The 13,726-nt window shown below is 74.3% G+C and carries 15 protein-coding genes; 5 read left to right on the top strand and 10 right to left on the bottom strand.

Annotated features, from left to right (window positions below; translation table 11 throughout):
• Positions 1 to 5: 5 nt before the first annotated feature.
• Both ACFWN3_RS03580 and ACFWN3_RS03585 read right to left on the bottom strand, forming a co-directional pair.
• Positions 6 to 1,298 carry a glycosyltransferase gene (locus tag ACFWN3_RS03580; protein WP_377643505.1) on the bottom strand — a complete coding sequence of 431 codons (1,293 nt, stop codon included), beginning with the start codon at positions 1,296 to 1,298 and terminating at the stop codon, positions 6 to 8.
• A gap of 4 nt (positions 1,299 to 1,302) precedes the next feature.
• On the bottom strand, positions 1,303 to 1,635 hold the full coding sequence (locus tag ACFWN3_RS03585) for a hypothetical protein (RefSeq protein ID WP_377643507.1): 333 nt from the start codon (positions 1,633 to 1,635) through the stop codon (positions 1,303 to 1,305).
• A 92-nt stretch (positions 1,636 to 1,727) separates the two neighbouring features.
• Here ACFWN3_RS03585 and ACFWN3_RS03590 point away from each other — a divergent pair, with 92 nt between their 5' ends.
• Positions 1,728 to 3,842 carry a HelD family protein gene (locus ACFWN3_RS03590; RefSeq protein ID WP_377643509.1) on the top strand — a complete coding sequence of 705 codons (2,115 nt, stop codon included), beginning with the start codon at positions 1,728 to 1,730 and terminating at the stop codon, positions 3,840 to 3,842.
• An 8-nt stretch (positions 3,843 to 3,850) separates the two neighbouring features.
• On the opposite strand, the gene ACFWN3_RS03595 is transcribed toward ACFWN3_RS03590, so the two are convergent.
• Positions 3,851 to 4,381 carry a nitroreductase family deazaflavin-dependent oxidoreductase gene (locus ACFWN3_RS03595; RefSeq protein WP_377643511.1) on the bottom strand — a complete coding sequence of 177 codons (531 nt, stop codon included), beginning with the start codon at positions 4,379 to 4,381 and terminating at the stop codon, positions 3,851 to 3,853.
• Between the two features lie 131 nt (positions 4,382 to 4,512).
• Between ACFWN3_RS03595 and ACFWN3_RS03600 the strand changes: the two genes are divergently transcribed.
• The 4 genes from ACFWN3_RS03600 to ACFWN3_RS03615 all read left to right on the top strand — a co-directional run bounded on the left by ACFWN3_RS03600 (position 4,513) and on the right by ACFWN3_RS03615 (position 6,196).
• Positions 4,513 to 4,842 (top strand): ArsR/SmtB family transcription factor, encoded by a 330-nt coding sequence (locus ACFWN3_RS03600; protein ID WP_377643514.1) that lies wholly within the window; start codon positions 4,513 to 4,515, stop codon positions 4,840 to 4,842.
• A 1-nt stretch (position 4,843) separates the two neighbouring features.
• On the top strand, positions 4,844 to 5,338 hold the full coding sequence (locus ACFWN3_RS03605) for an SRPBCC domain-containing protein (protein WP_377643517.1): 495 nt from the start codon (positions 4,844 to 4,846) through the stop codon (positions 5,336 to 5,338).
• Positions 5,339 to 5,459: 121 nt separating this feature from the next.
• Complete coding sequence (locus tag ACFWN3_RS03610; protein ID WP_377643519.1) at positions 5,460 to 5,702, top strand: hypothetical protein; 243 nt, start codon at positions 5,460 to 5,462, stop codon at positions 5,700 to 5,702.
• A 110-nt stretch (positions 5,703 to 5,812) separates the two neighbouring features.
• Positions 5,813 to 6,196 carry a VOC family protein gene (locus tag ACFWN3_RS03615; RefSeq protein WP_377643521.1) on the top strand — a complete coding sequence of 128 codons (384 nt, stop codon included), beginning with the start codon at positions 5,813 to 5,815 and terminating at the stop codon, positions 6,194 to 6,196.
• A 10-nt stretch (positions 6,197 to 6,206) separates the two neighbouring features.
• Here the strand turns inward: ACFWN3_RS03615 and ACFWN3_RS03620 are convergent, their stop codons facing one another.
• The 7 genes from ACFWN3_RS03620 to mreC form a co-directional block, all read right to left on the bottom strand.
• Positions 6,207 to 7,856, bottom strand: a complete 1,650-nt coding sequence (locus ACFWN3_RS03620; protein WP_377643524.1) for a M23 family metallopeptidase — start codon at positions 7,854 to 7,856, stop codon at positions 6,207 to 6,209.
• 114 nt (positions 7,857 to 7,970) lie between these two features.
• The gene (locus ACFWN3_RS03625) at positions 7,971 to 8,309 is read right to left on the bottom strand and encodes a hypothetical protein (protein WP_377643526.1); all 339 of its coding nucleotides are present in this window, start codon (positions 8,307 to 8,309) and stop codon (positions 7,971 to 7,973) included.
• Positions 8,310 to 8,338: 29 nt separating this feature from the next.
• Complete coding sequence (gene lpdA, locus ACFWN3_RS03630; RefSeq protein ID WP_377643527.1) at positions 8,339 to 9,736, bottom strand: dihydrolipoyl dehydrogenase; 1,398 nt, start codon at positions 9,734 to 9,736, stop codon at positions 8,339 to 8,341.
• 50 nt (positions 9,737 to 9,786) lie between these two features.
• On the bottom strand, positions 9,787 to 10,239 hold the full coding sequence (locus tag ACFWN3_RS03635; protein WP_377643528.1) for a hypothetical protein: 453 nt from the start codon (positions 10,237 to 10,239) through the stop codon (positions 9,787 to 9,789).
• 97 nt (positions 10,240 to 10,336) lie between these two features.
• The gene (gene mrdA, locus ACFWN3_RS03640; RefSeq protein WP_377643529.1) at positions 10,337 to 12,358 is read right to left on the bottom strand and encodes a penicillin-binding protein 2; all 2,022 of its coding nucleotides are present in this window, start codon (positions 12,356 to 12,358) and stop codon (positions 10,337 to 10,339) included.
• Between the two features lie 13 nt (positions 12,359 to 12,371).
• Positions 12,372 to 12,860, bottom strand: a complete 489-nt coding sequence (gene mreD, locus ACFWN3_RS03645; RefSeq protein WP_377643530.1) for a rod shape-determining protein MreD — start codon at positions 12,858 to 12,860, stop codon at positions 12,372 to 12,374.
• Complete coding sequence (gene mreC, locus ACFWN3_RS03650) at positions 12,857 to 13,726, bottom strand: rod shape-determining protein MreC (protein ID WP_377643531.1); 870 nt, start codon at positions 13,724 to 13,726, stop codon at positions 12,857 to 12,859. The genes mreD and mreC overlap by 4 nt, the downstream gene beginning before the upstream one ends.

Raw genomic sequence — 13,726 nt, forward strand, 5'->3', positions numbered from 1 at the left:
CGAGTCTAGGAGTCCGTGCCGCCGATGACGTCGTCGATGACGCCGGCGAGGTGGGCGAGACCGCCGGAGCGCTGCATCGACGCGCTCACCCGCTGGGCCGCCTCGCGGTAGCGCGGCTCGCGCAGCACGGTGCGCACGGCCTGGGCCACCGCCGCGGCGGACGGCGTCTCGGTGTTCACCCGGACCCCGACGCCCGACCACGCGACGCGGGCCGCGACCTCCGGCTTGTCCTCCTTGCCGCTCGTCGTGACGATGGGGACGCCGTACCGCAGGGCGTACTGCGCGCCCCCGTAGCCGCCGTTCGTGACGTAGGCCGCGGTCAGCGGCAGCAGGTCGTCGTAGGGCAGGTACTCGGCGGCCCGGGCGTTGGCGGGCAACGGCGGGAGGGTCTCGAGCGGACGCCCGCCCGTGGACACGACGACGAGGACGTCGTCCTCGGCGAGTCCCTCGAGGGCGGGGGCGATGACCTGCCGGTAGTCGCGGTTCGCGATGGTGCCCTGGGTCACGTGGACCACCGGCCGTGACCCGTCGAGGTCCCCCCACCACGCGGGCAGGGCCGCCTGCGACCCGCTCGCCGAGATGGGGCCGGCGAACGACAGGGTGGGCGGGGCGTCGGACCGCGGGTACTCGAACTCGGGGACGGTGAACTGCACGATCGCGTCGGCGTGGCGCGGCCAGTCGAGGACGGGGTAGGGCAGCGGCGTGCCGTGGATCGACCGGTTGACCTCCTCCGACACCCGGGTCGCCCCCCGCATGACCGTGCGTCCGGCCACGGCCGCCAGCACACCGTTGCGCACCCGCCCGAGCGGCCCGGCCAGCGGCGCCATGCCCGTGCCGTAGGGCGCGGTGTCGCGGCTGGCGATCATCAGGGGCAGCACGCCGCACACGACGACCGGCGGACGCGCCCCCGGCGGGTGGCCGAGCAGGAAGGCCCCACCGGCGAACGCCGGGTCGGTGAGGACGACGTCGGCCGGCTCCTCCGCGTGGGTCCCCATGACCGCGTCGTACTGACCGCGACCGGGCCGGACGAACACGTGCTCGATGTCGTGCGCGATGGCCTTGGCGCCCGTGAGCTCGCCGCGCCGGGGGAAGATCAGGTCCCAGTCCTGCCGGTCGTCGTAGTCGGACTCCGCCGGGAGCGGGACGTGGGCGGCGCCGGTGGCCTCCACGGCCGCGGCGAAGCGGGCGCCGGTGACGAAGCGGACCCGGTCACCTCGCTCGGCGAGGTACCGCGCGACCGCGAGGAGCGGCATGACGTGGCCGTGGATGGGGACCGTGCCGATGATGACCGACCGCATGGCCTCAATCGTCCTCCGAACCACCGCCCGGGTCCACGTCTGCCTGGAGGCGCCACGCGGCCTCCAGCGCGTCCTCGACGGCGCCGTCGTCACCGGCGCCGAGGTCGGCGACGACCATCATGTGCTTCTCGAACCGCCGCGGGACGGAGAAGACCCGGGGGTGGTCCTCGAGCAGGCGGCCACGCACGTCGAAGGCCACCCGGATGACGACGTGCGTCGCGTCGAGCTCGCGGGCCACGAGCCGCCCCTTCCGCTGCCAACGGGCGAGGCCGGAGGACGTGGTCCGGCGGACGCCGTCGAGCGAGGTCGCCCTGCCGTCGAAGTCCTCGAGGTCCACCCGGCCATCCAAGCACCGCGCGCCCTCCCGACGGCTCGTCGAGGCGGTCGCGTCGGAAGCCCTCACGGGGGTACCATCGTCGGTTCGCCAGCATGGACATCCCCCACCAGAAGAGAGGCGGATCCGTCGTGCCCACGCCGTCCGCCACCACGCCCTCCAGCGACGTCCGGGACGTCCCCGACGTCCTCGCCGACGAGCAGGCCCACCTCGACCACGCCCGCGCGCAGCTGCGCCGGATGCGCGAGCAGACCGACCGGCTCGACGCGAGCACCGCGGGCGACGCCTGGAGCAGCGAGCTCCTCGGCCGCGTCCTCGCGCGTCGCGTCGCGTCGCTCCAGGACGACCCGCGCACCACCCTGTTCTTCGGCCGCATCGACACCCGCCCCGAGCACGGTGACGAGACCTTCCACGTCGGCCGTCGCCACGTCAGCGACGACCGCGGCGACCCGGTCGTCGTCGACTGGCGCGCCCCCATCTCCACCGCGTTCTACCGGGCCTCCCCGGCGCAGCCGATGGGCGTGGAGCTGCGCCGGCGCTTCGGTGTCGACCGCGGCCGGCTCACCGCCTACGAGGACGAGCGCCTCACGGCCGTTGGCCCCGGAGGCCACGACGACGCCCGTCGCAGCGCCATCCTCGCCGCGGAGATCGAGCGACCCCGCTCCGGACCGATGCGGGACATCGTCTCGACGATCCAGCCCGAGCAGGACGAGATCGTCCGCAGCGACCTCACGACGAGCATCTGCGTCCAGGGCGCTCCCGGCACCGGGAAGACCGCCGTCGGCCTGCACCGCGCCGCGTGGCTGCTCTACTCGTTCCGCGAGCGGCTCGACCGCTCGGGCGTCCTCGTCGTCGGACCCAACCGCGCCTTCCTCGACCACATCGGCGCGGTCCTGCCCTCCCTCGGCGAGATCCGCGTCCAGCACGCGACGATCGACTCGCTCCTCGACCACGGCCGGGTGCGGGCCACCGACCCCACCGAGGTCGCCGTCCTCAAGGGCGACGCCCGGCTCGCCGAGGTCCTCCACCGGGCGGTCTGGTCGCGCGTCGGCCGGGCCGAGGAGGCGCTCGTCGTGCCGCGGGGCGCCCGGAGGTGGCGCGTCCCCGCGCACGACGTCCGCGAGGACGTCGACGCTCTCATCGCCCGCGGCGTGCGCTACTCGGCCGCCCGCGACCTGCTCCCCCAGCGGCTCGCGCACCACGTCCTGCTCCGGATGGAACGCTCCGGCGACTCGCCGGACGACCGGGTGCAGGACACCGTGGCCCGGTCGTCCCCGGTCACCGCGTACGTCAAGGCACTGTGGCCGGTGCTCGACCCGGCAGCCGTCCTCTTCCGGCTCCTCTCCGACGCCGGTGCCCTCGCGGAGGCGGCCGACGGCCTCCTCACGGAGGACGAGCAGCGAGTCCTGCTGTGGGACGGTCCTCCTCGCACCAAGGGCGCCGCCCGATGGACCCGCGCCGACATGGCCCTCCTCGACGAGGTCGCCGACCTCCTCGACCGCACCCCGAGCCTCGGGCACGTCGTCCTCGACGAGGCGCAGGACCTGTCGCCGATGCAGCTGCGCGCCGTCGGCCGTCGTGCCTCCACGGGGTCGCTCACCGTCCTCGGCGACATCGCCCAGGGCACCACCCCCTGGGCCACCGAGTCGTGGGAGGACGCCATGGGTCACCTCGGTCGTCCGAGCCACGAGCTCGTCGTCCTCGACCGCGGGTTCCGGGTTCCGGGCCTCGTCATCGAGTTCGCCGCCCGCCTGCTCCCCGCGATGGCCCCCGGACTCGGTGCCCCGCAGGCCGTCCGCGACAACCCCGGCCTGCTCTCCGTCGTCGCCACCGACGTCGCCGGCCGCGCGTCCGCCGTCGTCGACGCCGTCCGGGCCGCCGTGGCCGAGCCGGGCTCGGTCGGGGTCATCGCGACCGATGCCGAGGTCGACGGGATCGGTGCCGCACTCACCGCCGCCGGCGTCCCCCACGGCCGGCTCGACGCCGACCACGGCGACGACGAGGACCGTCAGGTCGAGCTGGTGCCGACGAGCATCGCCAAGGGCCTGGAGTTCGACCGCGTCGTCGTCGTGGAGCCGGCGGCGATCGTCGACGCCGAGCCCGACCTCCGCACCGGGCTTCGACGGCTGTACGTCGTCCTCACCCGTGCCGTCTCCGAGCTGACCGTCGTCCACGCGGAGCCGCTGCCGGAGCCCCTCACGGCGGGCTGAGCCGGCGGTCAGCGACCGGCGGCGACCGCCCTCTCGAGGACGAGGACCCGAACCCTGCGGTCGGTGACCCGGCGGAGGTACTTCGGGTACCCCACGTACACCCGGCCCGCGAGCGCGAGGATCCGGGTGCGCTCGGCGTCGGTGGCCGGTCGCGCCACGACCTCGGCGGTGGCGCCGCGGTGGGTCACCGTGGCGCGCGGGTCGGCCTCGAGGTTGAGGACCCACGTGGGGGTCCCCGACTGGCCGAAGTTCGTTCCGAGGAGGGCGATCTCGTCGTCAACGGGGATGCCGACGAGCTGCGCCGGGCGAGGCAGCCCGGTGCGGCGGCCCGTCGTCGTCACGACGAGGACCGGAAGGCCGGCGAGCTGCTCGACGAGGGTGGTGCGGCCGTGGGTCAGGCGGGCGACGAGGCGGTCCAGGGCGGGCAGCACGCGGGCCAGGGTCCACGCACCCTGACGGGTCGAGGCCACGGCCCGCACCCCGCGGTGGAGGGCGGTGGACCCGGGGATCGCGTACGAGAGGTCGGTCGCCAGGCCCATCCGGCGACGGTAGCAACGGCAGGGCCACCGGACCATCACCGCCCGGCCAGCGCCCGGTCACCACCCCTCCCCCGTTCCTCCTCGTCCTCCCCTCTTGACAAAGTACAACCGATTAGTTGTACGTTGGTCCTGTGAACGAGACGAGCGAGGACCGGGCCGACGCCCTGTTCCACGCGCTCTCCGACCGGACCCGGCGCGACATCCTGCGCCGCGTCCTCGCCGGGGAGCACTCGGTCACCGCCCTCGCGGCGAGCTATGACATGAGCTTCGCCGCGGTCCAGAAGCACGTCGCCGTCCTCGAGAGGGCCGGCCTGCTGACCAAGCGGCGTCACGGCCGCGAGCAGCTGGCCAGCGGCGACGTGGAGGCGGTCCGGTCCGTCGCCTCGATGCTCGACGAGCTCGAGAGCGTCTGGCGTGGGCGGATCAGCCGTATCGATGCACTACTCACCGAGGAGAACTGACATGCCCGTCACCGACATCACCAAGGACGTCGAGAGCCGCACCCTGACCATCACCGCCGCGTTCGCGGCCCCGGTCGAGCGCGTGTGGGCGCTGTACGAGGACCCGCGCCAGCTCGAGCAGGTCTGGGGCCCGCCGGAGTACCCGGCGACCTTCGTCGACCACGACCTGCGCCCCGGCGCCCGCACGACGTACTACATGACCTCCCCCGAGGGCGAGAAGTTCGCGGGCTACTGGGACATCACCGGCGTCGAGCCGAGGTCGCGCTTCACCTTCAGGGACGGGTTCGCCACGGAGGACCTCTCCCCCAACCCCGACCTGCCCGTGTCGGAGAACGTTTACGCGTTCGAGTCCGCCGAGGGCGGGACCAGGGCCGTCTTCACGAGCACCTACGGCTCGGCCGAGGCGATGCAGACCGTCCTCGACATGGGCATGGAGGAGGGCGCCCGCTCCTCCATCAACCAGATCGACGGCTTCCTGGAGCAGCACCCGGCCTGACGGAGCCCGCGAGGGGCCCGGCGGCCACCGGCCTGACGGGCCCCTCCTCCGTCCTCGCCCCTCCCTCGACAGGGCGCGGGGTCCGGAGTTTGATGGAGGGACCACGAGCGGGAGGTGCGTCATGGCACGCAGGAAGCGCAGGCGGCGCAGGGTCCGCCACCCCGGGGTGTACGTCGAGGAGGTCTCGAGCGGGTCGCGTCCCATCGAGGCCGTGGGGACGTCGACCGCTGCCTTCCTCGGCTCGGTGACCTCGTTCCCGCGCACGCACCCGGCGCTCTTCGCGGTGGCCCTCCTCGGCCTGGGCCTCGGCCTGGCGGCCGTCGCGTCGTCGACCCTGAGGCGCAGCGCCAGCTCCTTCGGCTGAGGCCGACGCGGCGTAGTCATTTCGGCCCATTGACCGCACGCCGCGAGCGTCCCTAGGGTCCGAGCTGGGCCGACCGGACGACGGTCGCCCGGTCCGCCACAGGAGATGTCATGCTCGGCGACCACGACCCCATCCCCACCATCGCGGTGAAGGACCTCCAGACGGCACGCGACTTCTACGAGGGCGTGCTCGGCTTCTCCTCCGCCGGCGACACCCATGAGGGCGTCGTCTACGGCGCCGGCAAGACGACGTTCCTCGTGTACCCGTCGTCGTTCGCCGGGACCAACAAGGCGACGGCCATGTCGTTCCAGATCCCTCCGGACCGGTTCGACGCCGAGGCCGCCGCCCTGCGCGAGAAGGGCATCACGTTCTCGACGTTCGAGGCCGAGGGCCTGGAGTGGGACGACGGCGTGGCCACCATGGGCGACTCCTTCAAGAGCGCCTGGTTCGAGGACCCCGACGGCAACATCCTCAACATCGAGTCGGGGATGTAGCGGCCGGCACTCAGCCGTGGGGACCCGGGATCCGGCGCACCCGGCGGGTGGCCCGGGTTCGGGCCCCGAACAGCCTGGGCGCCGGTGGGTACTGCGGCCTGCCGTCCTGCCAGGCGACGGGATAGCGGACGCACGGGCCGGTCGTCGCGTCGGTGGTGCCGGCCGCGTACCGGTCCGGCAGCGAGTAGACCCCGTAGGGGTCGAAGAAGTAGAACCGTCCGTCGTCGTCACGCACCGTCCAGAAGATGTGGAGGTGGGTGTTCGGGCCTCCCGCGCCGCGTTTTCCGCCGGGCCCGGTGTTGCCCGCCCAGCCGATCTGCTGGCCCCGCTGCACGGTGTCGCCCACCTCGACGAGGATCGTCTCGGCGTTCGTCCCCCAGTGCGCCGCGTCCAGGGAGCGGGTCGCCGGGTCCTTCGTGGCTCCGGTGCCGGTGAGGTGGGTCGTGTAGTCGGTCAGCTCGGCACCGCTCAGCGTCGGGATCGTCGTCGTCCAGGCCGCGTCGGCGTCGTGGTCGGCACCGTCGCGCAGGTGCATCGAGAGGGTGCGGTAGGCGTCGGCGACCCCTCCGACGTCGTGGCTGAGGACGACGGTGTTCCCCGACCACGAGTCCCACCCGACGTACTCGACCCGGCCGGGGGCACTGGCGAGGACGGGGAAGGTCGCGTCCCCCTGTGAGTAGTCGCCCGCGTGGTGGTGGTTGCCGTCGTCGTAGCGCCAGATCCCACCTCGGGTCACGTCGGTGTCGGAGAACGGCAGGGTGAGGAAGGGCTGCACGCGGGTCAGGGCCGAGAGCCTGGCGTGCCGGGTCGCCCCCGTGGTGTCCAGGACCGGCCAGTGGTAGACGGTGTCGTGCCCGGTGACGCCGTAGTCGTAGGTCCCCATCGGCATGACGACCTGGTTGAGGGCACCGCTCGTGCAGCCGTGGGCGCTGCCCGCGGTGTCGACGAGGCGCAGGCCGGCGGCCGACCACGCGGTCCACCGCGCGGTGAAGCTCTCCCAGTCGACGCCGGCCCACAGTCCGTGCCCGTCGGTGCCGGGCAGGTAGGCGCCGACCCACAGCTGGTCGGCGCCGTCGGTGAACGTGTCGACACTGGACAGCCGCAGGCCGGCCGCGCTCAGCTCGCGCCACTTCGCGTCGAAGGAGTCCCACGGTGACGCCCACAGGGCGTGCCCGCCGTGGCCCGGCAGGAACGCCCCGACGTAGAGGGGCCGGCCGTCGGACTCCGTGGCCGCGACGCTGACGAGACGCAGACCCCCCTCGCTCAGCTCCCGCCACTTCGCCTCGAAGCCCGGCCAGGGGTTCGACCAGAGGGCGTGGCCGCCGGTGCCGGGGAGGTAGGCGCCGGCGAACCTGGTGCGCCCGCCCTCGACGAACACCGCCACCGACGACAGGCGCAGCCCCGCGGCGCTCAGCTCCTGCCACTTGGCCTCGAACGACGGCCACTCGCTGACCCACAGGGCGTGTCCGCCACTGCCCTCGCGGTAGGTACCGGAGTACTGCGCGACGCCGTCGACGACCGAGACCGACACCGAGTGAAGGCGCAGCCCGTCGCGGCTCAGCTCCTTCCACTTCGCCTCGAAGCCCGCCCACTCGGCGACCCAGAGGGCGTGGCGGCCCGACCCCTCGCGGAAGACCCCCGTGTACGCGCGCTCCGTCATGACCACTCCTCGCGTCAGGCCCGCGGGGTCCGCGGGCTCCCGGTGCGAGAGGAGCACCACGATCCTCCGGCGAGGCGCCCGCCGTCCAGCACGTCCGAGGCGTCCCGGCGCCGCCTACTCCTCGAGCGGGAGGACGTCGACCCGGCGGCCGGTCGCGGCGTCGACGACCGCGCGGGTCCCGAGCGGCGACGCGAGCCGCACGACGACCGAGTCGGCGCACTCGGCGTCCCCCCAGGAGCGGTTGGCCGTGAGGAGGACGCGCACCTCGGCGTCGGACTCCTCGACGGCCGCCGACGGATGGGCGTTGCACGAGTCGGCCGTGACCTCGAGCTCCGCGGAGTCGGGGTGGCCCCTGACCAGCTGCACGCGCGGGGTGTCGGCGCCGCACCCGCCGAGCGCCACCCCTCCCGCGACGGCGAGGGCGGCGAGCGCTGCGAGGCCGGCGCGCGTCATCGGGCCGGCCCCACCGTCACACGGGTCGGTCAGAGGTTGATCATGTGGCCGGCGATGCCCTCGACGGCCTCCTTGACCGCCTCGGACAGCGTCGGGTGGGCGAAGACGTTGCGCGAGACCTCGTCGGCGGTGAGGTCCCACTTCTGCGCGAGGGTCAGCACGGGCAGCAGCTCGGTGACCTCGGGGCCGATCAGGTGCGCGCCGAGGATCTCGTTGTGGGTGGCGTCGGCGACGACCTTGACGAAGCCGACCGCGTCGCCGAGGCCCATGGCCTTGCCGTTGGCGCTGAACGGGAACGACGCGGTCTTGACGTCGTAGCCCTTCTCCTTCGCCTGCGCCTCGGAGTAGCCGAACGAGGCGATCTGCGGGTGGCAGTACGTGGCCCGCGGGATCATGTCGTAGTCGACGGGCAGCGTCTCGGCGCCCGCGAGGGTCTCGGCGGCGACGACGCCCTGCGCCTCGGCGACGTGGGCGAGCATCAGCTTGGCCGTGCAGTCGCCGATCGCGTAGACGTTGGGGACGTTGGTGCGGCAGTACTCGTCGATGGCGACGGCGCCACGGTCGGTGATCTCGACGCCGATGTTCTCGAGGCCGAAGCCCTCGGTGCGCGGCGCGAAGCCGATGGCCGAGAGGAGCTTGTCGGCCTCGAGCACCTGCTGGTCGCCGCCGGCCGCCGGGGAGACGGTGACCTTGACGCCCGACCCGGTGTCCTCGACGCTCTCGACCTTGGTGCCGAGCATGACCTTCACGCCGAGCTTCTTGTAGTGCTTGAGCAGCTCCTTGGAGATGTCGGCGTCCTCGGTGGGGACCATCCGGTCGAGGAACTCGACGATCGTCACGTCGACCCCGAAGTTCTTCATGATGTACGCGAACTCGACACCGATGGCGCCCGACCCGGCGATGACCAGCGACCCGGGGAGCTCCTCGTCGAGGATCTGCTCCTCGTAGGTCACGACGTTCTTCGACACCTCGACGCCGGGCAGCATCCGGGTGACGGCACCGGTGGCGACGATGAGGTGGTCGAAGGTCAGCTGGCGGGTGGAACCGTCGTTGAGGGCGACGTCCATCGAGGTGGCGCTCGTCAGCGTCCCCCAGCCGTCGACCTCCTCGATCTTGTTCTTCTTCATGAGGAAGTGCACGCCCTTGACGATGCCGGCGGACACCTGGCGCGAACGCTGGTGGGTGACGCCGTAGCTCACCGTGGCGTCGCCCTCGATGCCGTACTTCGCCTTCTCGTGCTGGAGCAGGTGGGCGACCTCGGCGTTCTTGATGAGCGCCTTGCTCGGGATGCAGCCGACGTTGAGGCAGACCCCGCCCCAGTACTTCTTCTCGACGACCGCGACCTTCTTCCCGAGCTGGGACGCGCGGATCGCCGCGACGTAACCACCGGGACCAGCACCGAGCACCACGACGTCGAAGTCAGCCATGGCGCCAGCCTATCGGCCGGTCGTGGCGCCCCTGCGCGGGAGGTCGGGGCTCAGATCCCGACGACCTCCAGGGGCGCGACGTCGGGATCGAGGCGGCGGCCGTCGGCCCAGGTGCCGACCGCGCTGATGACGCCGCACCCCGACCCGACGACGACCGCCCCGACGACGGCGAGCAACCGGTCGGGGGCGAGCCAGGTCATCGCCAGTGCGGCGGCCGCCCCACCCACGAGGCCGGTGACGAGCGCGGCGACGGGCAGCGAGGCGCTCCAGCGGCGGAGGGCGGCGGCCTCGACGAGGCCGATGACGAGGGCGAGGGCGAGGACGACCGGGAGCGTGGTGGCCCCGAACGGCAGCAGGCCGCGCAGCCCGGTGGTCCCGCTCGACAGGCCGAGCGCCGACTGCAGCCCCCAGGCGAGGACGCCCATGCCGAGCAGGCCGGCGAACGCCAGGACGGCGCGGCGCAGCGACCACCACAGCACGGACCTCGGAACCCACCCGTTCATCGCGACCCTCCAGGTCTCCCCTCCGGCGAGTGTGGCACCGGCGCGACGGCGGGTCCAGAACCTCGACACCGCGCCGCGCTGCGAGTTCCCGCAAGCCTCAGCGCAGCGAGCGGAGGGTCTCGTGGACGCTGCGGGCGACGGGGGCCGCCGTGCGCGCGCCCGGGCCGCCCTGGGACACGACGACCGAGACCACCCAGCGGGGCTCGTCCGCCGGGGCGTAGGAGACGAACCACGAGGTGTCGCGCTTGCCGACGACCTCGCCGGTGCCGGTCTTGCCGGCCACGGGCCAGTCGGTCATCGACGCGAACCGCCCCCGGACGCTGCCGGCCGTCACGGCCGAACGGAGCGCCCCTCGGAGGTAGGCACCGACCTCGGCCGACATCGGGGACCGACGGCGCGGGCCGGCCGCGACGTCCTCCCGGTCGCCGGTGAGGGCGTCGACCGAGGCCGAGCCCACCCGCGGGGTCACGACGGTGCCGCCGTTGGCGATGGCGGCGTACATGACCGCGACCTGGAGCGGGGTCGTCGCGACGTCGCCCTGGCCGATGGAGAAGTTGGCGACGTCGCCGGGGCGCACGACCCACCCGTCGGCACAGTTCTCGACGGCGATCTGCTTGAGGTAGGCCGCGTGCTTCGCGTCCGTGACGTCGGGGTACCCGGTGCGGGCGCGGGCGCAGAGCTGGTCCTTCGTCGCCTCCCAGGAGGCCTTCTTCGAGGCGCGGTCGGGGACGCGGCCGCTGGACTCCCCCGGCAGGTCGATGCCGGTGCGCGCCCCGAGGCCGAACCCCTTGGCCACCTCGGCGAACGGGTCGGGGGCGTCGGTGCGGGCGGTGAGCCCGCCCTGGGCGCGCCAGGCGTCGTAGGCCGTCCTGTAGAAGACGGTGTCGCAGGAGATCTGGATGGCCGTCGCGAAGGAGATGTGGCCGCGCCCCTTCGTCTCGTGGTTGTGGAAGACCCGGTTGCCGATCCGGGAGCTCGACGGGCAGTCGTAGGTGCCGCGCAGCGGGTTGCCGGCCTTCACCGACGCGGTGACCGAGGCGGGCTTGAGGGTGCTCGCGGGAGCCAGCTCGACCCCGATGGCTCGCGAGAGGAGGGGCGTGCCGGCACGGCTGTCGGTGAGGGCGGCGTAGTCGGTGGCGCTGATCCCGCCGGTCCAGACGTTCGGGTCGTACGTGGGGGCGGAGGCGAGCGCCGCGACCGCGCCGCTGCGGGGGTCGAGGACGACGACGGCGCCGGAGTCGGCGGCCCAGCCCCGCGTGCGGGCGGCGGCGACCTGCTGGGCGAGCGCCTTCTCGGCGCTCGCCTGGATCCGCGCGTCGATCGAGGTGAGGAGGTCGCGGCCGTTGACCGGCTCGGTGCGCGACACCACCCCGGTGACCAGCCCGCGGGGGTCGACGGAGACGACGGTGCGCCCGGGGGTCCCGCGCAGCACGTCGTCGTACTGCTCCTCCAGCCCGGCCCGCCCGACGAGGTCCTCGGCGGTCAGTCCCGTGGCGGCGCCGACCTCGTCGGCCCTGACCTGGCCGAGGTAGCCGATGAGCTGGGCCGCGCTCGTGCCGAGGGGTCGGGGGTAGGTGCGGACGGGGCGGGACTCGACGACGACGCCCGGGAAGCGCTCGGGCTGCTCGACGAGCGTGAGGGCGTGGGTGGGGTCGACGTCCTCGGCCAGCGGGACCGGCACCTGGGGCGAGCCCGCCCAGCACGCCGGCGCGGCCGGGGCACCGTCCTCGCCGCACAACCAGGTCCGGCCCAGCAGCTGCTCGGCCGGGAGCCCGACCACCTGCGCCACCTCCCGCACGAGCGACGCGGCGCGGTCCGGTCGGCCCACGATGACCCGGCGCTCGATGGTGACCACCGTGCTCGTCCGGTTGTCGGCGAGGGGCAGCCCCCGGGCGTCGAGGATCCGGCCGCGCAGCGCGGGGACGACGAGGGTGCGGGTGTCGAGGGCGGCCGCGGCCGCGGCGAAGTCGGAGTGCCCGACGAGCTGGACCTGTCCGAGCCGTCCGACGAGGCTGCCGAAGCAGAGGACGACGAGCGCGACGACCGCGAGGAAGCGGCCCTGGACGGCGGCCCCCCGGCGGTCCCGCCGGCCGGTGCCGAGGGTGGCGCGGCGCGTCATCGGACCATCGCCGTCACCCGAACCGGCGCCGCACGAGGCTCCGCTCGGCGCCGACGACGAGGGGGACGACGACGGCCGCGGCGGTGGCCGTGAGGAGGCAGCGGAGCGCGACCTCGGCGAGGTCGACGGGTGCCGACACGGCGAGCGCCCCGACGACGGCGACGGCCTCGACGAGGGCGGCGGCGCCGAGCGCGACGACGGCGACCCGCGGTGCCGCGACCGGCCCCTCGACCCGGGCGCGCCCGGCGAGGTACCCGGCGGCGGCGTGGACGAGGGCGGTGACGCCGAGGTGCGTCGGTCCGGGCGGGACGAGGTCGACGAGCCACCCGGTGGCCAGGCCGGCCGCGGCACCGACGAGCGGACCGCGCAGCAGCGCCCACGCCACGACGAGGACGAGCGCGAGGTCGGGGAGCGGCGAGAGGCCACGGGCGCCGAGGGTGACGGCGAGCAGCACGGCCCCGAGGACGAGCACGGCCCGGGCGACGGCCGCCGCGGGCGTCACGGGCCCGTCCCGGTGGCGACCGGCCGGGGGTCGGACCGGGCGGGAGCGAGGACGACGGCGACGACGTCCAGGCTCGTCGGGTCGACGGCCGGCGCGAGGGTGCCGGTCGGGGCGAGGAGGCCGGGGCGGTCGTCGACCTCGCGGATCGTCCCGACCCGTACCCCGGGCAGGTACGGGCGCGCGCCGACGCTCCCGAGCGTGGTGACGGTGTCGCCCGGGGCCATGGCACCTCGCTGGACGAGCCGGACCGAGAGCAGGCCCGGCATCGGCCTCGACGCGCCCGTCGCCGCTCTTCCGGAGGCCGAGCCGAGGACGCCTCGCTCCCCCACCCGCACGCCCACGGCCAGCCCTTGACTGCCGACGACGAGGACGTCCGAGGTCCACGGCGCGACGGACACGACCCGACCCACGAGCCCTTCGGCCGCGACGACGGTCGTGTCGGCCTCGACGCCGTCGCGCGCCCCGACGTCGATGGTCACCCGTTCGGGGCCTGCCGGTCCCGACGGTCCGACGGCGACGACGCGGGCGGCGACGAGACGCTGTCCGGCGAGGGCCGGGTCGGCGAGCAGGACGCCGAGCTCGTCCCGGCCGGCGGCCTCGCGCTCGGCCGCCGCGGCGCGGGACTCGGCGGCGGTCCGGGCCGCCCGCTCGGTGGCGAGGGCGTCGTCGTCGGGACCGAGCAGGCGCTCGAGCGGACCGAGGACGGAGGCGGCCGCGGAGCGCACCAGCGGCAGGTCGGTGACCCCTCCCACGCCGAGGAGGGCGACGAGGGCCGTGGCGACGAGCCCCGCGCCGAGCAGTCGGGTGCGACGCCGGCGCACGGTCGACCCGGCGGGGCGGAGGGCGGGGGTGCGGCGGACGTGCAT

It is taken from the genome of Oryzobacter terrae (assembly GCF_042756445.1).
Classification (GTDB): domain Bacteria; phylum Actinomycetota; class Actinomycetes; order Actinomycetales; family Dermatophilaceae; genus Oryzobacter; species Oryzobacter terrae.